Raw genomic sequence first — 20,756 nt, 5'->3', positions numbered from 1 at the left:
GAGGTGACTTTATTGAGAAAGTTTAAGTTATATATATCTGGTTTATATAGTGGTAATGTAGTATTTGACGAAGTTTTACTTATTGAAAAGCTGAATCCTTTTACAAATGAAATAGAAGAAATAAAACCTATGAGTAAAGAGGAAGGCACATATTATTTAAATCTTACAAAAATAGATTTGAAATTTTTATTTGAAAAATTTAATGTTTATAGCAATAGTTTAATAAACACAGACAAAAGTATAGTTGTAAATGAGTTAGGAGAAACATATTCTAAGTTTAATGACTATATCTGGGTTCAAAGAAATAAAAAATTTCCTTTAGATGTAATTGTTTTGGATAATAAAGTAGTTGGATTTATATGTTTGTCTAGGGAAACTTGTACTATATTAATTATGGATGGATATGAGGATTATACGATATTAAAAGAGTGGAAAAAAACACATGAAAATGAAGAGATATATCCTATAAAATTTGATGGAAATTACATGATTGATATGAAAGATGGAATAAAACTTTCTACAGATGTATATCTTCCTAAGTTTGAAGACTCTACTAAAAAAGTACCCACAATTCTTATGAGAACTCCATATGGAAAAGAAAATGATAAAGAAATATATTATAAGTATGTACAAAGGGGATATGCTGTTGTAATACAAGATGTCAGGGGAAGAAATGAATCAGAAGGTAAGTGGGAGCCTATGATATATGAAAGAGAAGATGGAGATAGTACTATAAATTGGATAGTAGCACAAGAATGGTCAAATGAAGTTGTTGGAATGCTGGGAGCATCATACCTTGGTTATGTTCAATGGGCAGCTGCATCTTCAGGAAACAAACACCTAAAAGCTTTAATTAGTATAGTTACAGCAGGTAGCCCTTTCATTGATATACCAAGAAAAGGTGGAGCTTTTGTATCTGGAATGCTTGCATGGGCATTTATGGTATCAAGAAATAAAGTTGATAGAAGTAAAATGATAAGAGATGACTGGGATGATGTTTTAAATATAAGACCAATACAAAATATACCTATTGAAGCACTTGGATATAGAATAGAATTTTTAGAAGAGTGGATAAAAAGAGTAGAAAAGGATGAATATTGGGATAGGATGGATTGGCATCTAAAAAAAGATAAAATAAATGTGCCTGCATTAGTCATATCTGGATGGTATGATGATAATGGTATGGGTACTACAGAAGCTTTGGATGTAATAAAAAATTATGAAAGAGGAAAGAGAAAGGCTATATTAGGTCCATGGATGCATAATTCAAACACTATAAGGGATATAAATGATATTCCTTTTGGAGATAATTCATTGAGGTATGATGTAGACTATAACTATCTATTATGGTTTGATAAATACTTAAAAGGAATAGAAAATGATATAGATAAGACTGCTCCAATAGAGTATTATTCAGTAGGTTCGAATGAATGGAAGATGGCAGAAAATTGGCCAATAGAAAATAAAATAGATAAAAGCATCTATTTAATAAGTGGTGGAAATGCTAATACATCTTTAGGGGATGGAAAACTATCTTTTGAAGAATGTTCAAAATATAGTTATGATAGCTACATATATAATCCAAAAGACCCTTCAATACAGTTGATTGATATGTCAGAAAATGAAGTGGGAGTTCCAAATAATTATAAAGATTTGGAGAAAAGAAGTGATATGTTGTGTTATACATCAGATGCTTTTAGTGAAGAATTTACTATAACAGGTGATATAAAGTTGGAATTCTTTGCATCAAGTTCTGCAAAAGATACTGATTGGGTCATAAAAATTATGGATGTGGATTCAGATGGAAACTCAATTAAATTAGCTGATGGTATACTAAGTGCTAGATTCAGAAATAGTTTTTATAAGTCAGAATTTATGGAAGAAGGAGAAATTTATAAGTTCACAATAACAACTTCAAAAATATCAAATACATTTAAAACTGGACATCGAATTAGGTTAGATATAACATCTAGTGCAAAAAACTTTATATTCCAAAATAGTAACACTAAAGATGGTTATAACAGTATTGAGTATATAAAAGCAAAAAATACAATTTATCATGGAAGTAAATACCCATCTAGATTGATAGTGCCAATAGAAAATAATTAAATTAATAAATTAAATAATAAGGAGATATAGTATAAATCAATACTATATCTCCTTATAGGTTAAAGTGATTATATTTACTTATTAAAGTTAAAGAAATTATTTTGTAGCCGCAACAACGCTCATTTCAACTAATAAGTGCTCTCTAGCAAGTCTAGCTTCAACACAAGCTCTAGCAGGTTCAAATCCTTTTTCAACCCAAGCATCCCATACAGAGTTCATAGCTTCAAAGTCTTTCATATCTCTTAAATAAATAGTAACAGATAGTAAATGTTGTTTGTCTGAACCGTATTTGTTTAATAAATCTTCTATTTTATTTAAAACTTCAGTAGTTTGCTCAACTACTCCTCCTTCAGCATGAGTTTGTCCACATAAATAAACTGTATTGTTGTGAACTACAGCTCTACTCATTCTTCCAGTTCCTTCATATCTTTTTATTTCCATATTTTAAATACCTCCATAATTAAAAAATCCACTAAAAATCTAAATAATAAATTAAAAAAAGTCTATACTATATAGAATTATATTATATATTTGGAGAATAATCTATAAAAAGATATAACTTTTTACTTATAATTATTATTGTTATTAATTGAAAAGGTTTATTAGTTACTTGACATAATTTATACTTTTAATTATAGTATAAATTGGAATATTTAGATAATTATTATTTCAATTTATAAATTTTAGTTTTTAAGTAGTTTTTAAATATAGGTTTATGTATTTTTATAGAAAAGAGGTAAATATGAGTAGTACAATCAAATCAAATCGAATAAAAGGTATAATGTTTATAATGGCATCAGCTCTTGGTTTTGCAATGATGTCTGCATTTGTAAAACTGGCAGGCGATTTGCCAAGTTTTCAAAAAGTATTTTTTAGAAACTTGGTATCGGCTATAATAGCGTTTTGGCTTATTATAAAACATAAAGGAAGTTTAACAGGTAAAAAAGAAAATATGAAGGTTCTTTTATATAGGTCAATCTTTGGAACTTTAGGAGTTATATTTAATTATTATGCAATTGATAAGTTGATGCTTTCAGATGCTAATATGCTAAATAAAATGAGTCCTTTTCTCGTAGTTATATTTTGTGCAATTATTCTAAAAGAAAAAATAAACATAAAACAGATAGGGGCAATTATAATTGCATTTATAGGAGCTTTATTTATAATAAAACCAACATTTAGTGTTGAAGTAATTCCATATCTAGGAGGCGTTGCAGGAGCTGTATTTGCAGCAATGGCATATACTTGTTTAAGAATTCTCGGAGATAGAGAAGATTATTATACAATTGTGTTTTTCTTTTCAGTTTTTTCATTAGTTACTGTAGGACCAATAGCTTTTGCAGTGTATGAACCAATGACTCTTATGCAACTTGTGTATTTGTTATTGGGTGGAGTATTTGCAAGTTTAGGTCAATTTGGTATAACTTTAGCATATAAGTATGCGCCAGCCAAAGAAATTTCTATATTTGACTATAGTAATATAATATTTTCAGCAATCTTGAGTATATTCTTGTTTAATGTTTATCCAGATACACTAAGTATTGTGGGATATGTAATAGTATTTTCAGCAGCATTTTATATGTTTTTATACAATAAAAAATTAGACAAATTGGATAAAGAAATTGACAAGCAAAATAAATGAACAAATAGTATCAAAGTTTATATTAAAAATAAATAATATTAAGCTAAAAAGGTATAGCATATTAAGTCAAAACAGCAGTTAAAAGTAAAAAACTATAACTGCTGTTTCTTTTATCAAAAATATCCAAATATATATAAAAATAGAATATAATAAAGTAGTAGAAATAATATAAAGGGGATAATTTAAAGTATGGAAAAAGTAAAAGTTGCTGTGATTGGAGCAGGTAATAGAGGTACATATGCGTATGCTCCATATGTTTATGAAAATTCTGATATATGTGAGATAGTTGCTGTAGCAGAACCTAAAGAAGGAAGACGTGAATTGTTTGCACAAAAGTATAACTTAAATAGCAAAAATGTATTTGAAACTCTAGAAGAATTCTTTAAACAGGATAAAATGGCAGATGCAGTCATAATAGCTACAAATGATGATAGACATTATGACGTAGCAAGTTTAGCTCTTCAAAAGGGTTATCATATATTATTGGAAAAACCAATGTCTAATAGTTTAGATGGATTAGTACATATAAATGACCTGTGTGATAAATATAAAGATAAGATTTTTATGATTTGTCATGTACTTAGATACTCTCCATTTTACAATAAATTAAGAGAAATTGTAGAAAGCAAAAAATTAGGAGAGTTAGTTAGTATACAATATAATGAGAATATAGGATATTGGCATTTTGCTCATAGTTTTACTAGAGGAAATTGGAGAAATAGTAATGAGACAAGCCCTTTGATTTTGGCGAAGAGTTGTCATGATATGGATATTCTATTATATTTGGTAGGTAGTAGATGTAAAAAAATCTCTGCATTTGGAAGTTTAAAGCATCTTAACAATGAAAATGCTGGGGGAGAAATGGCACAGAATTGCCTTCAATGTTTAGTAGAAAAGAAATGTCCATATTCTTCAAAACAAATTTATCTAGAAAATGACAGAAATATAAATAGAGCTGTACATATAAATCCTACAAAAGAGAATCTTTTAAAGATACTTGAAACAAGCCCATATGGAAGATGTGTTTACAGATGTGATAATAATGTTGTAGATAACATGGTAAATATATTACAATTTGAAAATGGAGTAACAGCTACTTTTAATCTATGTGCATTTACTAAAGAAAATGGAAGAACTATAAAGATGATGTTTAGTCATGGAGAAGTTGGTGGAGATTTAAATAAAAATGAGATAAGAATTAAAGAATTTGGAAAAAATGAAGAAGTAGTTATAAATCCATCAAATAAGAAAAATATGGTAGAAGAATATGATAGAAATCTCATAGCTGAGTTCATTAAATTAGTTTCAAGTAAAAACTTAGAAAAAGGAAAAGTAGCAGCAAAAGATGCTATAGAAAGTCATATAATGGCATTTGCAGCAGAGTATTCAAGAGTGAGTGATGAAGTGGTGCATATAGATAAATTTTTCGATGATGCTATAAAGATGACTAAAGAAATAGAAGAAACTATATTTTAAATATAAAAGATTACACAAATAAAGATAGATTAGATAATAGGAATATATAAATCTTCTATTAAGTAATCTATCTTTTTATTAAGATTTTTTCTTATCTTTATCAAAAAAATCCATGCATTCAGATAAGAGATAAGAAAGTAAGGCAAATAAAATTTCTGTACTTAAAGGAATCGTTATTGAACCCATAAATGTATCAATTATGTTCATAGCTAAAAAAGTTAGTATAAAATAAATTATAAATTCGCAAAATTTGTAAATTGAATACGGCAATTTGTTTACATATCTAAATATATCTAAAATGGTAGTGCATAGAAAATCAATTGGGGTAGTTATACAAAAATATATTAAAAAGAAAATTAGTACAGACCCAAGAGATTTATATTCAAAACCTAAGAATGATAAGAAGCCAATTCCTATAACAGTGAAAATACAAAAAGTTATACCAAAAAAAACAGCAAAAAATAAAAATACAGAAATAAATTCGCCTAAAGGAATCCTTCTTTTATTACTTATCTCAATCAACTCCTTATGTATAACATGAAATTTATATAAATAACAACATTCTTAAAAATTCATAATAATCTTCTGTTTCAAATAGTATTGTTTGAGAATCTATTTTCTTCATATTTGGGTAGAAAGAAGCTTTAAAAGCCTTGTAATGTTCTCTAAACTTTATTTCAATTTTAAACTTGTTTGGTAATTTTATTAAATGTCTAGATAAATCTCCAGATAAAGATTCTCTAACACCTTCTTCTATTTTTTTTAGTGCAAGATTTGGATGAATTGAAATTGAGCCATTTCCAATTCCTTTTGAAACAGGAACAGTGATTATATTTGGGTTTAGTTTTTTTGCACTTTCACAAAGCATTTCATCTCCACTTAAAAATGCCACAGGAACATTATAGTATGCAGCAGCATAAGCATTTATAGTAAATTCAGATGCTATCTCATCATTTATTTTAAAGTAGTCATAGTCAATATCCATAGTATGAGAAAGTGGATTACCATTACAAGTAGCTCCAGAATGATAACCAGTAAATACACATGCATCAAAACTTTCATCAATCCCAGCCATCATAACTAGTGGGTCTTTAGTCCATCCTCTAAGTATTTTGACATTTTCAGGCAAAATATCTGGATTAATATTTCTGCCACTATCATGTGCATCTTTAACAAGTATTTCTTGCATACCAGACTGAGTAGCTCCATTACATGCAGAAGCTATTTCTTTACTCATTTGTGTTCTATAGTGCTCTGAAAATTCGCATTCAAGCTTTGTTTCATCCCAATTTACAATGCCACAAGTACCTTCTATATCGGCACTTAAATATAACTTCATAATATAATCCCCCTTAAATTTATTATTAATGATAACAATAGATAACAGTAAATATACAATTAATAAAAGGCAGAAAAATATTATGTCTCATTATTAATTATTATTAAATCTGTAACTGAAAAATAACTGATATTAAAAATATAACGCTATTAGTATCTATTAGACCAGTTTTGCTATATACAATATTTATATAAGATTGTAACATAGAAGTAGCTACATTTACTAGTTTAACATACTTAAAACATTGATAGATATTATTTTTAAGCTTGTTTAATGATTGTAGCGTTTTAACATTAGTAGAAAGAGTTGAGTTATAGAATCATTCTATAGAATTAGTAAGAAAGAAGATATTTAGGGGGTTATAATAAACTAATAATATATACTCAAGTATATTTTGTAGTTATCAAATAACCCTTAATAAAATATTTTGTTCTAATTATATTTTTTGTTTTTTATAAAAAATACAATGATTATTGCTAAAATAGGATTTATTGAAAATCCTACTAATGTCCAAAAACTACTGTTGAGATTTTTATTTGTAGAAACTTTATTGCATGCAATTAAAACTATTATATAAATGATACAATTTACTATTCTAAATATATGTGATGTAAAACTTTGGGCAAGTGCAAATAAAGTAAATGCATAGAATAAGCCCATAAAAGCAAAGAAAATATAGTTTAAGTTCTTAAATTTTGGCAAATGCTTTTTACTATCATTAATTGACATAATAACGCCAAGAACCATAGCTATCCATCCAAATAAATTTGCTGCTTGTAGACTAAATATTGTCATGAGTATTCTCCTTTATAATTATTTACATTAAGTATACAAGATAATTTGCCAATATGAAAGTGGATAAAAGCAATTATATAATTCAAGAAAATTAAATACAACGAATACTTTATATAATTAAAATATAATAAAGTAGAGTATTAAATTAAAATCTCTTAATTTAATACTCTACTTTAAATAAACTAAAATTCAAATTCATTTTCCCAATCAAATTCTTCTGATTTTTCTACACATTTAGGCCAATGATTGCACCATTCAGGAACTGATGGATTTTCAATTCTATCAATACTTGGAGTATATGGTTTTAAGTCGATAACAGGGCTATTATCATTAGCATCAATATATGGAATTTTTATTGTACCATGCTCATGGTCGATGCTAATAATTTGTACAGTAGTTAATGCTATTGGATTAGGTCTAATAGGTGACCTTGTTGCAAATATTCCCATAACATCAGGTGCTTTTTTATAAGGCTTTGGAGTTTCTAAGATACTTCTTGCTTCAACGTTATCAAATCCATCAAACCACCAGATTACATTTAAATGACTAAATTCATCAAGCTCTTTTAATGCAGGTATATACTTTTTATCCAATTCGATAGAAATTTCTTCACCTTGAACACGTATTTTTCCTATAGGATTTACTAAACTTTGTTTCATAATATTACCTCCAATTATTTGGTTTGTCATTTGTAATTTTAGAGTAAACCCTAACACCATGTGAGAGTCAATATAAAAAGGAGATAGAAGTATATGATTAAAAGGATAATACATTTTTCGCATGAAGCATAACGCCAGTGATAAGACAATCTTCATCAATATCAAAGGTAGCTGTATGAAGAGGAGAATTAATATTTTTTTCCTGATTTGCACAACCAAGGTGATAAAAAGCACCTTCACAATACTTCAAAAAATATGAAAAATCTTCAGCACCAAGAGTAGGTGTATCTTTAATCAAAATATTTTCTTTTCCAAATAATTCTACTGCATTTTGTTTAACATAATTCACAAGAGAATTTGAATTTATAAGGGCAGGATAACCTTCTTCAATTTCAACATCAATCTTTCCTCTAAATGTTTTGCAAGTAAAATCACAAACTTCTTTGATTCGTTTTTTTGAAAAGTCCCTGGTTTCTTGGGTTAAAGTCCTTAAGGTTCCTTTTATAACAACTTTATCACAAACTATATTTTCTTTAATTCCGCCTTCAATTTTTCCTAAAGAAATAACTACGGAATCAGTAGGGTTTGTATTTCGGCTAACAATTGTTTGCAAAGCAGTTATGATATGAGCAGAGATAACTATGGCATCAACACCTTGATGTGGATAAGCTCCATGACATTTTGAGCCATATACAGTTATACAAAGTGTATCTGTTGATGCATTTAAAGTATTGTATTTTAGTTCAATTAAACTTTTATCAATATTGGGATTTACATGAAGACCAAATATATAATTTACATCTGGATTTTTCATACATCCATCTTCTATCATAAGTTTGGCACCACCAATAGTTTCTTCAGCAGGTTGGAAAAAAAACTTTACATTTACATTTAAATAATCCTTTAATTTAAATAGTATATTACAAGTACCAAGTAAAATAGCAGTATGTGCATCATGGCCACATGCGTGCATTTTGCCTAGATTAATGGATTTATAAGGTGGATTGAGTTCTTCTGTTATAGGCAAAGCATCTATATCAGCTCTTATAGCAACTGTCTCAAAGTTTGGATTTACATTTATATATGCAGTCAATCCTGTGTGATTTTCATATTCAATATAACTTATACCTATTTCATCCAAATACTTAATAATTTTTTTCTTAGTTTGAAATTCTTCTAATCCAAGTTCTGGAGTTTTGTGTAAATCTCTTCGAATATCTATAACCCAATCATTTATATCATGGCAAAGAGCTTTAATATTAATCATAAAACACATCCTAACTATATTAAAAATTTATTTTTCTTCATTATTATAATTATATTATTCTATATAAATCATTATTCTGTATCAAGTATAAATAAAATGTCTTATAATTATAGTAGAGAGGTTTAGCATAAATTAGAATATATCATTTTAGAATAAGAGGTGTTTAGATGTTAGGAGTAATTGCGCCTTCTGGACCATTGAGAAATACAAGTCTAGAAGAAATAAAATTTAATTTAGAGAAGTATGGTTATGAAGTTAAATTTTCTGAAAGTTGTGGACTAAATTATAAAGGTTATTTAGCTGGGAATGATGATATTAGAGTAAGAGATATAGAAGAGATGTTCCTAGATGAAGAAGTAGATATGATTATGTGTTTAAGAGGAGGTTATGGAACAACAAGAATACTAGATAAAATAAATTATGAAATAATAAAACAAAATCCTAAACCATTTATAGGTTTTTCTGATATAACAGGTTTAAATCTAGCTTTTTATAAAAATTGTGGTCTTTTACCATATCATGGAATAATGGCAGCAGATGTAGCAAAATGGGATGAATTTACTTATAAATCTCTAGTAGATGCTTTAGAATTTAAAGATGAGCTATATTTAGAAAATCCAAAAGAAGAAAAGATTTATACTGTATGTGAAGGCAAAGCAGAGGGAATAATAATGGGAGGAAACTTATCTCTAATAATTTCTACAATAGGAACTAAATATGAAATAGATGCAAAGGATAAAATTTTATTTATTGAAGAAATTGGAGAATGTCAATATAAATTAGACAGGATGTTAACTCAATTGTATTCTTTAGGAAAACTGGATGAATGTAATGGTATAATTTTTGGAGATTTTAAAAACTGTATCAAAGAAGATGATTTAATAGAACTATTGGAGGAATTTGCACAGAAGGTTAATAAGCCAGCTATATATAATCTACAATCTGGGCACTGTATACCAATGATAACTATTCCTTTAGGAAGAATGTGTGAATTAGATGCAACAGAAAAAATGGTTAAATTAAAAAAATAGTGTGTATATAAATATATTAGAAGTATGGTATAATCTTATACAAGTAAAAATTTAGCTAGGAGGATAAAAAATGTCTGATGATAGAATAATTGACTTTAACGAATTAAAAAACAAAGTTAAAGATTCTGATGTAGATAAATTTGAGCAATACATATATAACTTATATTTTTCTGTTATGGATGGAAAGATGTCGATGGCTGAATTTTCAAGAAAAATATTTGATTATATGAAAGATAATGACATATCTCAAGAAAAGTTTATGAAAATACAAAAACAGTTCATGGAAAGATATGGTATGGACACTGAAGAAGTAGAAAAACAACTTAGAAACTTTGGAATCGACCCTTCTACAGCAGGTTTTATGAGTAATAATACTTCCAGCAAAGTATCTACAGAAGATTTAGAATCGTTTAAAAAGAGTGCAGGATTTTATGAGAAATATGGTGAAAAAATTCAACCTAAGAGTTGTATAACAACATTCATAAAAAATGATTTAAATGATATTAATGTAATAATAGATCAAGAAAAAATAATGCTTTGTAGTGATAAAAAAATAAATCTTATGGACTCAGAATTAAATGAGTTTTTATTAGAATATAAGAATATGTTTAATAAAAAGATAAAAGTAGTTATGTGTGAAACTACAAATAAATACGATTATTAAAAAATAAATTTAACTATTGAAGCAGTATAGTTGATTAGTATTATGTAAAAAATAGAAATCGCAATTTAATTTCTCTTACAGAAGACATGTAGAAGAACATTTAAATTGCGATTTCTATATTTACATACTTTAGTTATGTTAAATTAATTGTATTAAGTAATATTTGTATAGAATAATCTTATTATCAAAACTGTATCTCTATACAAATATATAAAGTATTTATTATAAACGAATTTCTTTTAATACATTAACTCCATTTTGAAGCATACTATTAAAAAATACTAGGTTTAAAATCTCCGCAGGATGAACATTGGGAATGTCATAAGTGTCTACTAAATTCATAGGAACAACTATGTTTTTTTTCATATCATATTGATTAAAATAAGATTTTAGTGTTATTGCAAATTGATATATACATATATCTGTGCAATCACCAACTATAATTATATTATCTATACCATCAAAGTTCAGATTTTCTAGTGCGAAAAATCCGTTAGTAGAGTTTTTAGGTAGAACTTGTAGATTTTCTATAGATTTAAGTTCATCAACCAATTCACTTTCCACATCATTTTCTAAACAGTGAACTGGATAACTTAAAAGTTCTATAGATTTGGGGGTATGACAATCAGTAAATGCAATTACTTTATTTAGTTTATTTGATATTTTTTTTGTGAAAATTTCAATTGGCTTTATCAAAGATTCTACTCTAGGGGAGTATAAGGCACCTTGTTTTGCAAAACCATTATTTACATCAATTATAAATAAAGCTGTCTTACTCAAATCGTAATTTTCTATTTTTTCTATTGGTAAATTATCTAAATTACTTTTTAAAGCTTCAAATTCATTTAATAAGTTATCCATAAGTATACCTCCAAGCTAAATTTAATAAAATTGTACATATTAATCATATAAAAGTCAAGGAGTATAAACTACTATATAACTAGCTGTATTGCTTTGATTGTAAAAGTTTTAAAGCTATATCTGGATAGTTAGTAAAAATACCATCTACATTAAGGGCTAGGCAGTGTAGCATATCTTCTTCTTCGTTTACAGTATATACATTGACACCTAGTAAGTTTTTGTGACAAAGTTCAACTAGAGATTCATTTACTAGAATTAAAGGAGGATGAAGATAGCTATTTCCTAGAAATTTAGCAAATTCAACTACATTGTTTATGGGCAAGTAGCACAATAAAGCTGTTTTTATACTGGGGTCTAATTTATGAAAATTTTTTAAGCTATTACTATTAAAACTAGATATAAGAACTCTATTTTTCATATTGTATTTTAAAATAAGTTTCAAAACATCCTTTTCTATGTTAGTGTAATTTACTTTGTCAGTTTTTAGTTCTATATTTAAGATTAAGTCTGTAGGCGAAATTAAAATTAATACTTCTTCTAAAGTTGGAATTTTACATTCTTTATTGTTTTGGTAACCTTCAAAGGATGAGTTTAAGGTTTTTAGTTTTCTTAAAGTAAGGTCTTTTACAAAACCATGTCCATTAAAAGTTCTATCGACTGTTTCATCATGAATAACTACAACTTTTCCATCTTTAGTCTTGTGAACATCAAGTTCTATTCCGTATATATCCATATCTAAGCATTTTTTAAAAGCGAGAATAGTGTTTTCTGGATATTTTCCACTAAAACCTCTGTGAGCATAAATGTTCATTTGTAAAACTCCTTTCAATAAATATAACTTCTTCTTATAAAATTTTAATTAATATAATATATCATATTCTAAACAATATAATTATGCATTAATTAAATAACAATTTATAATTTATATATTATATAAATGTAAGAAAATAAAATCATATATGTGTTATAATATATTTTAAACATTATAAATATTACGAATTTAATAGTCATAATATATAAGTATAAGTTTATGCAAGCTCATGTGTTTAGAGCTTGCATATGTATTATTAATATATTTCTGTACTTAAAAAAATAAAATTCCAAAAGAATTTTTTCTATAGATTTAGTAGTAAGGGGGAATTTTGATATGTATGAAGTTAATTTAGAACGAGCTATGAATTATTGGATGGATTTGCTAGATGATTATACCAATCTAGCAAAAATTCCAAATGATTTTTTTTATAAAGATTGTTCTGACGAAGTTGTAGATGAAATTTTTAAGATTGATATTGAAAAACATGAAAAATTAATTCAGTATTCTAAAATGAATAATATAAGCATAAGTTCTATTATAGAAACTATCTATGGACTGATATTACAAAAGTATACATATGAAGATGATGTAGTTTTTGGAAAAACAATAAATATAATTCCAATAAGAGTTAAGGTTAGACAAAGCGAAAAATTTATAGATGTTGTAAAAAAATTGAAAAGGCAATGGAGTAGGTCTTTAGAATATGGATATTATTTACTATCAGATATAGAGAATAAAAATCATTTGAACACTAAACTTATAAATACAATATTTGTAGCTAAAAGTTTTGATTTATCATATGACTATGACATAGAAAAAAAAGGATATGATTTATCTGTAATAGTTTATACTAAAAGGGCATTAAAAATAAAAATAAAATATAAGCCATCTATATATAAAAGAGAAACTATTAGAAGAATATTAAATCAATTTGATTATATAATAGAACAGATAATAAGGAATAACAATATTTTAATAGAAGATTTGGAATTTGTATGTAAAAAAGAAGAAAGAATATTATTGAAAGATTTTAATGATAATAAATGTGAGATACCATATGACAGAAGTTATATTGATTTATTTAGGGAACAAGTTGAGAGAACACCTAATAATGTAGGTGCTAGAGATGAAAATAGAAATTTGACATATAGAGAACTTGATGAATTAACTGATAGACTTGCAGGTTATTTAAATCATATAGGGGTAAAAAGTGAAGATATAGTAGCTGTAATGTTGCCAAGAGACATTAATATAATTGTTACAGCCATAGGAATTATGAAATCAGGAGGAGCATTCTTTCCGATAGACACAAGTAATCCAGAAGAAAGATTAAATTACCTTCTTGAAGACAGTAATGCAAAAGTAGTAATAACTACAGACGAACTTAGATGTAAGGTTATAAATGAAAACACAATAGTAATTGATATAAATGATGAAGACATATTTAAAAACAGATATGACTTAACTGAAAAAATAACACCATCAAACTGTGCATATACAATATCTACATCAGGGTCAACTGGTAGGCCAAAGACTATAGCTATAGAGCATAAGAGTTTAGTAAACATGTGTTATTATAGTATAGAAGCTATAAGTGCTACAGAAAATGATAGATGTGGAATATATTTAAGTTTTAGTTTTGATGCTGTAATGAAACAACTATTTCCATATCTATTGATGGGTGCTTCAATAAACATTATGCCAGAAGAAGCAAAATTTGATGAATATACAGTAAATGAGTATTGTGAGGAAAATGATATAACTATATTAGCATTACCAACAGCGTTTGCAAGATTATTTATACAAAACTGTAACAATAGTTCACTTAGGGTTGTGCAGACTGGAGGAGAAAGATTAAAAGGATATAGAAAACGTAACTATGAGTTATATAATGAGTATGGACCAACAGAATTTACTGTTGTATCAACTTCTTTTCATGTGGATAAAGAGTATGGGAAAATACCAATAGGTAAGCCAATCTTTAATACTTATGCATATGTATTAGATAAAAAAAATAAACTATGTCCAATTGGAGTTCCAGGAGAACTCTGTTTATCAGGAATCCAAATATCAAGAGGCTATTTAAATAAAAAAGGGTTAACAGAGCAAGTATTTGTAGAAAATCCTTACAAAACTTGTGAACACAATAAATTAATGTATAGGACTGGTGATTTGGTAAGATGGTTAGATGATGGAAACTTAGATTATATTGGTAGGATGGATAATCAAGTAAAAATTGATGAATTTAGAATAGAGTTGTATGAGATTGAAAACATAATAAACAATATTGCAGAAATTAAAAGTGTTGTCTGTATATCAAGAACAAATGAGGACGGAGATATGTATATATGTGCATATTATGTGATTGATGATAATGATAGCGAAAAAATAAATGACATAACAGTTAGAGAATATTTAAATGAGCATTTACCTCCATATATGATTCCAACGATAATAATGAGGATAGATAAAATACCAGTTACCCCAATTGGAAAAGTAAATAAAAGGGCATTGCCAGAGTGATTTTGTATTATGACAGGTGTTATAAAGGGACTATAAAAATTTCTTTATGACACCTATTTTTAAGAATTAATCAATTGACATAAAAGAAAGAATTTTCTGTACATTTTTACTGTGGTGAAAATCTGTTTATAGGGATGATTATTGTATTTTTTATACTTTTCCGTGTTTTAAAGTGTTTTTATAACAAATTTAATTTTAATATAAAATTTTTTTTTACTTTTTATCTTAATTATTTTTAGTATAATCGAAAAATAAAAAGAAAATTAGCATAAAAATATCTAAAAGTAGAAATTAATAATATGGTATTAAATTTTAGTAGTTTTTACTCGCTATTTGTAAAATAATAAAAAGTTAAGTTTTATATGTATATATGTTATAATATATACAAACTGAAAAGGGGTGAAAATTTTATGAACAAAAAATTACCTAAGGGAGCTTATGGTGAGGTTAGTGGAAAAGATTACGTTCCATACATCACAGATAAGTCCAGAACCGGTGGAAATGTAGCTGTACTGATTATCGGTATTATTTTAGCTGCCATTTTTGCCGCATCTACAACTTATTCTGGAATGAAAGCTGGTCTTACAGTTGCAGCAGGTATTCCAGGAGCTATAATAGGTTCTGCTTTTGTTGGAGCATTTGCTCGTCAAAAGGGTATTCTTGGTAAGAATTTAATCCAAGGTATGTCAAGTGGTGGAGAATCTGTTGCAAGTGGATTCATTTTCGTATTACCAGCAGTTATCTTAATTGGAAGCCAAATTACATTTTTAGAAGGCTTAGCTGTTGGAGTTGGTGGTGTTTTCTTTGGTATAGGAGTTGCAGCAATAGTTCACAATTATTTAATAGTTGAAGAACATGGTAAACTTATGTACCCAGAATCAATGGCTATATCTGAAACACTTGTTGCTTCAGAGGCTGGTGGAGACTCAATTAAATACATGGGAATTGGATTTGTAATAAGTGGATTTATCACTGTATTAACTGGTTCATTTTTAAATGTAGCAAACAATGTAATGAGTCTTGTAGGAAGTAAATTCTACAAATGGAAATTTGATATTGAAGTAAACCCTCTACTTTTAGGAATTGGGTTTATAGTAGGACTTGAAGTTTCTTTAACAATGTTTGCAGGAAGTATCTTATCAAACTTTGGTATTGCACCTTTAATAGGTTACTTTACTGATATGGCTAAAGATGGAGCTATGGTATGGAATAATCCTGCGATGCCTCTTAATCAAATGGATGTTGGAGCTATATCTAGTAGTTATGTAAAATATATAGGTGCTGGTATGATGCTTTGTGGAGGTATTATTGGTGCAATAAAACTTATTCCAACTATAATCGCTTCTATAAAAGAAACACTTAAAGCTAAATCAAGTACTGGAGATGCAGAAGAAGGTTCATCTATACAAATGATACTTTTATTAGGTGGAGTAGTAGTTGGATTCTTAGCAGCGTTCTTAATTTCTGGTAACATTGCTATGGCAATTATTGGAGCTATCATATCTCTTTTATTATCTTTATTATTCGTCATAGTAGCTGGACGTTTAACAGGAACAATAGGAACATCAAATCTTCCAGTTTCTGGTATGACTATAGCTTCTTTAGTTATTGTAACATTAGTATTTGTTGTAATGGGATGGACTGATTTAGAAGCTAATAAATCATTACTTTTATTTGGGTCATTTATAGTTGTTGCTATTGCTATAGCTGGAGGATATACTCAATCTCAAAAAGTAACTTACATCATTGGTGGTAGTAAAAACGAAATGCAACGTTACTTCACAATTGCAAGTATAGTTGGTGTTATAGTTGTTGTAGGAGTAATCTTATTACTTTCTGACCAACTTAAAGCTACTGGTGATAATGTACAATTTGCATTACCACAAGCAAACTTAATGTCAACATTAACTTCTGGTATTATGTCAGGTAGTTTACCTTGGGTTATGATTATTGTTGGAGTATTTATGGCAATTGTGTTATATGCATTAAAATTACCAATAATGACTATAGCTATAGGATTCTATTTACCAATAGCAACAACTTCTATAATATTAGTTGGAGCATTAATTCGTCTATTTGTTGAATTAGTATCTAAATCTGAAAAAGAAAAAGAAGCTAAAGTTTCTAATGGTATAAGTTTATCTTCTGGTCTTGTTGCAGGTGGATCTATCATTGGTTTAATAGGTATAATATTACAAGTAACTGGAGTTATAACTCCAAAAGTACCAAGTGGATTTGCTGCGACAAATTCAATGGCAATTGCTTTACTAGTAGTTCTAGTTGTACTTACAGCATTACCTATTATTTTATCTAAAGTAAAAAATAATGAGCAAGAGTAATGATGTTTTAGATATTGTATTTAAAATTACTGATGGACTTGAATATGAAGTAGATGAAAATAGTATTGTAACTATACTTGAAAAACAGGACCATAAGATTCAAAGATTTTTTAGAAAGTTAAAAGCTAGAATACCTAAATATAAAAAAATAGAGCTAGATGAATATTCTAGTTTCGTATTTTTACAAATTGATGGTCAAAAGACTGTTAGAGAAATAGGTGAAAACTTAGAATCCAAATATGGAGAAGAATCTCATCCACTTTATGAAAGGTTGTTGGTTTTTTTAAATCATATTGATGTCAATTGTCACTATGTTGAAAGAATGGATATAGACATATAAGAAAGAATTATTATAGGATATATCTGAATATAAAAATTAGAAGATAGTTATAAAAGAGCTATATGTTTTTAAAGACATATAGCTCTTTTAAATATTTATAACTTATAAACTTAAAGTAAAGGTCACTAAACTTAGATATTTTAATATTATTTATTATTAGCTATTTCGTCAGCTAAATTATTTAGATATTCCCATCTTTCATATTTGTACTCAAGTTCTTTTTCCAGTTTTGATTTTTCATCTAAAATTTCTTGAAGTTTAGTAAAATCAGTTGCAAATTTTGAAGTACTTTCATCAAGTTTTGCAATTTTAGATTCAAGTTTTTCTATGTCAGAATCAATATTTTCAAACTCTCTTTGCTCATTATATGAGAATTTAAGTTTTTTATCATTTTTAGGTTTTTCTTTTTTTGGAGTAGTTGAATCATCATTTTTAAGTGATTCTTTTTTAGACTCTTCAAATTCAATTCCTTGAATTTCTCTATAAATAAGATAGTCACTATAATTACCTGTATAAATATGAATTTTTCCATTTCCTTCATATGCGAATATTTTATTACAGATTCTATCTAGGAAGTATCTATCATGTGATACTGTAATTACTACACCTTTAAATTCATCAAGATATTCCTCTAATATTTTTAGTGTTTCAATATCTAAGTCGTTTGTAGGCTCATCCAAAAGAAGTACATTAGGAGCTGTCATAAGAATTCTAAGAAGGTGTAGTCTTCTTCTTTCACCACCAGATAGTTTACCTATCAAAGTATACTGCATAGTACCATTAAAAAGGAATCTTTCACACATTTGAGAAGCTGTAATCCTAGTACCATCAGAAGTTTCTATATAATCGCTAGCTTCTTTTACATAGTCTATAGCCCTTATATTAATGTCCATATGAGAATCATCTTGAGAAAAGCAACCTATTTTTACAGTTTCTCCAATTGAGATATATCCACTATCAGGGGCCAATTTCCCATTTATTATGTTTATTAGAGTTGATTTACCCATACCATTTTTACCTATTATACCAATTCTATCTGTACGTGCTAAAGTATATTCTAAGCTATCTATGACTGTATTTTCTTCAAAAGATTTAGATATATTGTGTATTTCTATTATTTTATTTCCAAGTCTACTTGAGGCAACAGATATATCGATATTTTCATCAAGTTTGAAAGAGTCTCTATTTACGAGTTCATCAAATCTTTGTAGACGAGCTTTTTGTTTTGTACTACGAGCTTGAGCTCCACGTCTAACCCAAGCAAGCTCTGTTCTAATTAAATTCTGTCGTTTATCTTCCATACTTGATTCTAATGTAAGTCTTTCCATTTTCTTTTCTAAAAATATTGAATAATTACCATCATAGCTAAATAATCTACCTTTATCTAATTCAATTATTCTATTTGTAACACGGTCTAAAAAATATCTATCATGAGTTATCATAAGCAATGAACCTTTTCTTGAATTTAGGTATTCTTCAAGCCAATCGATGGTATCATTATCTAGATGGTTTGTTGGTTCATCTAGTATTAAAAGCTCACAAGGAGTAATAAGAGCTGAGGCTAGAGAAACTCTTTTTCTTTGACCACCAGAAAGCTCTATTATTTTTTGATTAAAATCATTTATACCAAGCTTAGTAAGTACAGATTTGGCTTCACTTTCTAAATCCCAAAGATTTAAAGCATCTATCTTCTCATGTATAGATAATAACTTTTTATTTAGTTCATCTGTAAAATTAGAATTAAGTTTTTCTAAAGTTTCTTGATACTTACCAAGTAGTTTTAATTCTTCTGAAGTCCCATTAAATACTTGTTCTAGAACAGTTGAATTTTCATTATAAGTTGGGTTTTGAGGAAGATATTCTACTCTAGTACCATTAGCCTTTGTTATATTGCCAGTTTCACTTTCTTCAGCTCCTGCAATAATTTTAAGTAAAGTAGATTTACCAGTACCATTTACACCAATAAGTCCTATTTTTTCTCCATCATTGATACCAAGAGATATATTTTCAAGTAATTTTTTTTCAGAATAGCTTTTACTTATGTTTTCCAATGTCATTAAATTCATATAATTCACCTTTATTTCTAATCTATTATTTTTCAAAATGTTGGTAATCTGGGTTTTTCCAATATCCGCCCCAACTCCAACCTCTGCTTACAAAAGCATTATAACAATCATCACCCTTTTTTATCATTCCAAATTTTAAAGTAGACCTATCTGCATAAACAGTGCTTACCTTAGGGCTAATATTGTCTCCAGAAACATGTGGGTTTTGCAATGGATTTATATCTATGGCTCGTCCTTTACCATGATTTGAGACAGTATTTGTACCAGCTACAGTTCTATAACAAAATGCAGATGTATTATTATCAGACATAGATTTTTCATCTACAGCGTCATAATCATCTATTAATTTAATTTTTTCAATTGGATATTTTTTTTCATATAATTCTTTAAAAATATCGACAACTTCTGGAGCTAGTTCACTATTTACTATCATTTCACCTTGATGAGTTTTTTCATCAAATCCGTAGTAGGTAAGTTTCAAGTAAGATAAACTATCAAAGCTTATAGGTTCATCAGAAGGCATAGATTTACCAATCATTTTGTTTTTTATATTATCTGGTATTGAAGAAGATGAAAAAGTAGGCTTAATATTGTTATCTTCCTGCTTTTTAGTAGAGTTTTGATTATTTTTAGAATCATCTGTTGTATTATTTTTATCTTGCATAGTTTCTTGACTTTTTATATTATCTTTTTTGTTGGATTTAGAGAAAAATATCTCATATATAGATAGTAAGGCAAGAAATAATACAGTTATTACAATTGTTAGTTTTAATTTATTAATCTTCTTTCGTTTTGACTTTTTACTCATATTATCCCCCATGTTAGATTCAT

Annotated in this window: 18 protein-coding genes; 8 read left to right on the top strand and 10 right to left on the bottom strand. The window is 27.6% G+C overall.

Translation table 11 applies throughout. The features are described 5' to 3' along the window. Positions 1-12: 12 nt before the first annotated feature. Positions 13-2,109, top strand: a complete 2,097-nt coding sequence (locus tag KGF45_RS04920) for a CocE/NonD family hydrolase (RefSeq protein WP_227827262.1) — start codon at positions 13-15, stop codon at positions 2,107-2,109. Between the two features lie 96 nt (positions 2,110-2,205). On the opposite strand, the gene KGF45_RS04915 is transcribed toward KGF45_RS04920, so the two are convergent. Continuing rightward, entirely contained in the window at positions 2,206-2,550 is a 345-nt protein-coding gene (locus KGF45_RS04915; RefSeq protein WP_227434296.1) for a RidA family protein, read from the bottom strand. Between the two features lie 301 nt (positions 2,551-2,851). Between KGF45_RS04915 and KGF45_RS04910 the strand changes: the two genes are divergently transcribed. After that, a complete protein-coding gene (locus KGF45_RS04910) occupies positions 2,852-3,751 on the top strand; it encodes a DMT family transporter (RefSeq protein WP_227827263.1) in 900 nt (299 codons plus the stop codon). A 189-nt stretch (positions 3,752-3,940) separates the two neighbouring features. Further along, positions 3,941-5,227 carry a Gfo/Idh/MocA family protein gene (locus KGF45_RS04905; protein WP_227827264.1) on the top strand — a complete coding sequence of 429 codons (1,287 nt, stop codon included), beginning with the start codon at positions 3,941-3,943 and terminating at the stop codon, positions 5,225-5,227. A 78-nt stretch (positions 5,228-5,305) separates the two neighbouring features. Here the strand turns inward: KGF45_RS04905 and KGF45_RS04900 are convergent, their stop codons facing one another. The 5 genes from KGF45_RS04900 to KGF45_RS04880 form a co-directional block, all read right to left on the bottom strand. After that, on the bottom strand, positions 5,306-5,749 hold the full coding sequence (locus KGF45_RS04900) for a regulatory YrvL family protein (protein ID WP_227827265.1): 444 nt from the start codon (positions 5,747-5,749) through the stop codon (positions 5,306-5,308). Between the two features lie 22 nt (positions 5,750-5,771). Beyond that, complete coding sequence (locus KGF45_RS04895) at positions 5,772-6,566, bottom strand: M55 family metallopeptidase (RefSeq protein ID WP_227827266.1); 795 nt, start codon at positions 6,564-6,566, stop codon at positions 5,772-5,774. Between the two features lie 432 nt (positions 6,567-6,998). After that, on the bottom strand, positions 6,999-7,361 hold the full coding sequence (locus tag KGF45_RS04890; protein WP_227827267.1) for a hypothetical protein: 363 nt from the start codon (positions 7,359-7,361) through the stop codon (positions 6,999-7,001). Between the two features lie 182 nt (positions 7,362-7,543). Then, on the bottom strand, positions 7,544-8,020 hold the full coding sequence (locus KGF45_RS04885; protein WP_227827268.1) for an SAM-dependent methyltransferase: 477 nt from the start codon (positions 8,018-8,020) through the stop codon (positions 7,544-7,546). Between the two features lie 97 nt (positions 8,021-8,117). Beyond that, complete coding sequence (locus KGF45_RS04880; RefSeq protein ID WP_227841940.1) at positions 8,118-9,287, bottom strand: M20 metallopeptidase family protein; 1,170 nt, start codon at positions 9,285-9,287, stop codon at positions 8,118-8,120. Between the two features lie 167 nt (positions 9,288-9,454). Between KGF45_RS04880 and KGF45_RS04875 the strand changes: the two genes are divergently transcribed. Both KGF45_RS04875 and KGF45_RS04870 read left to right on the top strand, forming a co-directional pair. Beyond that, the gene (locus tag KGF45_RS04875; protein ID WP_227827270.1) at positions 9,455-10,318 is read left to right on the top strand and encodes a S66 peptidase family protein; all 864 of its coding nucleotides are present in this window, start codon (positions 9,455-9,457) and stop codon (positions 10,316-10,318) included. A gap of 70 nt (positions 10,319-10,388) precedes the next feature. Continuing rightward, positions 10,389-10,982: a DUF3867 domain-containing protein gene (locus tag KGF45_RS04870; RefSeq protein ID WP_227434304.1), complete on the top strand. Its 594-nt coding sequence runs from the start codon at positions 10,389-10,391 to the stop codon at positions 10,980-10,982. A 222-nt stretch (positions 10,983-11,204) separates the two neighbouring features. On the opposite strand, the gene KGF45_RS04865 is transcribed toward KGF45_RS04870, so the two are convergent. Both KGF45_RS04865 and KGF45_RS04860 read right to left on the bottom strand, forming a co-directional pair. Next, a complete protein-coding gene (locus KGF45_RS04865) occupies positions 11,205-11,843 on the bottom strand; it encodes an isochorismatase family cysteine hydrolase (protein WP_227827271.1) in 639 nt (212 codons plus the stop codon). A 79-nt stretch (positions 11,844-11,922) separates the two neighbouring features. Continuing rightward, positions 11,923-12,654, bottom strand: coding sequence for a glycerophosphodiester phosphodiesterase (locus KGF45_RS04860; protein ID WP_227827272.1), 732 nt, complete (start codon positions 12,652-12,654; stop codon positions 11,923-11,925). A 336-nt stretch (positions 12,655-12,990) separates the two neighbouring features. Between KGF45_RS04860 and KGF45_RS04855 the strand changes: the two genes are divergently transcribed. The 3 genes from KGF45_RS04855 (at position 12,991) to KGF45_RS04845 (ending at position 17,859) form a co-directional block, all read left to right on the top strand. Continuing rightward, positions 12,991-15,180 (top strand): amino acid adenylation domain-containing protein, encoded by a 2,190-nt coding sequence (locus tag KGF45_RS04855; RefSeq protein ID WP_227841939.1) that lies wholly within the window; start codon positions 12,991-12,993, stop codon positions 15,178-15,180. A gap of 410 nt (positions 15,181-15,590) precedes the next feature. Continuing rightward, positions 15,591-17,519 carry an OPT family oligopeptide transporter gene (locus tag KGF45_RS04850; protein WP_227827274.1) on the top strand — a complete coding sequence of 643 codons (1,929 nt, stop codon included), beginning with the start codon at positions 15,591-15,593 and terminating at the stop codon, positions 17,517-17,519. Beyond that, complete coding sequence (locus KGF45_RS04845) at positions 17,506-17,859, top strand: PqqD family protein (RefSeq protein ID WP_227827275.1); 354 nt, start codon at positions 17,506-17,508, stop codon at positions 17,857-17,859. Before KGF45_RS04850 ends, KGF45_RS04845 begins: the two co-directional genes overlap by 14 nt. Positions 17,860-18,005: 146 nt before the next feature. Here KGF45_RS04845 and KGF45_RS04840 read toward each other — a convergent pair whose 3' ends face one another. Beyond that, positions 18,006-19,925: an ABC-F family ATP-binding cassette domain-containing protein gene (locus tag KGF45_RS04840; RefSeq protein WP_227827480.1), complete on the bottom strand. Its 1,920-nt coding sequence runs from the start codon at positions 19,923-19,925 to the stop codon at positions 18,006-18,008. Positions 19,926-19,950: 25 nt separating this feature from the next. After that, entirely contained in the window at positions 19,951-20,733 is a 783-nt protein-coding gene (locus tag KGF45_RS04835) for a M15 family metallopeptidase (RefSeq protein ID WP_227827276.1), read from the bottom strand. Between the last annotated feature and the right edge of the window lie 23 nt (positions 20,734-20,756).

The sequence above is a fragment of the Clostridioides sp. ZZV14-6154 genome, assembly GCF_020657785.1.
In the GTDB taxonomy this organism is placed as follows: domain Bacteria; phylum Bacillota; class Clostridia; order Peptostreptococcales; family Peptostreptococcaceae; genus Clostridioides.
Note: the sequence above shows the minus strand (reverse complement) of the source record. Positions and strands in the feature narration are given on the sequence as shown.

Bases quoted from the DNA above. Each gene is read 5' to 3' on its own strand.
- KGF45_RS04860 (WP_227827272.1), bottom strand. From the start codon at position 12,654: ATGAACATTTATGCTCACAGAGGTTTTAGTGGAAAATATCCAGAAAAC.
- KGF45_RS04875 (WP_227827270.1), top strand. From the start codon at position 9,455: ATGTTAGGAGTAATTGCGCCTTCTGGACCATTGAGAAATACAAGTCTA.
- KGF45_RS04865 (WP_227827271.1), bottom strand. From the start codon at position 11,843: ATGGATAACTTATTAAATGAATTTGAAGCTTTAAAAAGTAATTTAGAT.
- KGF45_RS04845 (WP_227827275.1), top strand. From the start codon at position 17,506: ATGAGCAAGAGTAATGATGTTTTAGATATTGTATTTAAAATTACTGAT.
- KGF45_RS04850 (WP_227827274.1), top strand. From the start codon at position 15,591: ATGAACAAAAAATTACCTAAGGGAGCTTATGGTGAGGTTAGTGGAAAA.
- KGF45_RS04855 (WP_227841939.1), top strand. From the start codon at position 12,991: ATGTATGAAGTTAATTTAGAACGAGCTATGAATTATTGGATGGATTTG.
- KGF45_RS04895 (WP_227827266.1), bottom strand. From the start codon at position 6,566: ATGAAGTTATATTTAAGTGCCGATATAGAAGGTACTTGTGGCATTGTA.
- KGF45_RS04905 (WP_227827264.1), top strand. From the start codon at position 3,941: ATGGAAAAAGTAAAAGTTGCTGTGATTGGAGCAGGTAATAGAGGTACA.
- KGF45_RS04910 (WP_227827263.1), top strand. From the start codon at position 2,852: ATGAGTAGTACAATCAAATCAAATCGAATAAAAGGTATAATGTTTATA.
- KGF45_RS04890 (WP_227827267.1), bottom strand. From the start codon at position 7,361: ATGACAATATTTAGTCTACAAGCAGCAAATTTATTTGGATGGATAGCT.
- KGF45_RS04840 (WP_227827480.1), bottom strand. From the start codon at position 19,925: ATGAATTTAATGACATTGGAAAACATAAGTAAAAGCTATTCTGAAAAA.
- KGF45_RS04885 (WP_227827268.1), bottom strand. From the start codon at position 8,020: ATGAAACAAAGTTTAGTAAATCCTATAGGAAAAATACGTGTTCAAGGT.
- KGF45_RS04870 (WP_227434304.1), top strand. From the start codon at position 10,389: ATGTCTGATGATAGAATAATTGACTTTAACGAATTAAAAAACAAAGTT.
- KGF45_RS04915 (WP_227434296.1), bottom strand. From the start codon at position 2,550: ATGGAAATAAAAAGATATGAAGGAACTGGAAGAATGAGTAGAGCTGTA.
- KGF45_RS04835 (WP_227827276.1), bottom strand. From the start codon at position 20,733: ATGAGTAAAAAGTCAAAACGAAAGAAGATTAATAAATTAAAACTAACA.
- KGF45_RS04880 (WP_227841940.1), bottom strand. From the start codon at position 9,287: ATGATTAATATTAAAGCTCTTTGCCATGATATAAATGATTGGGTTATA.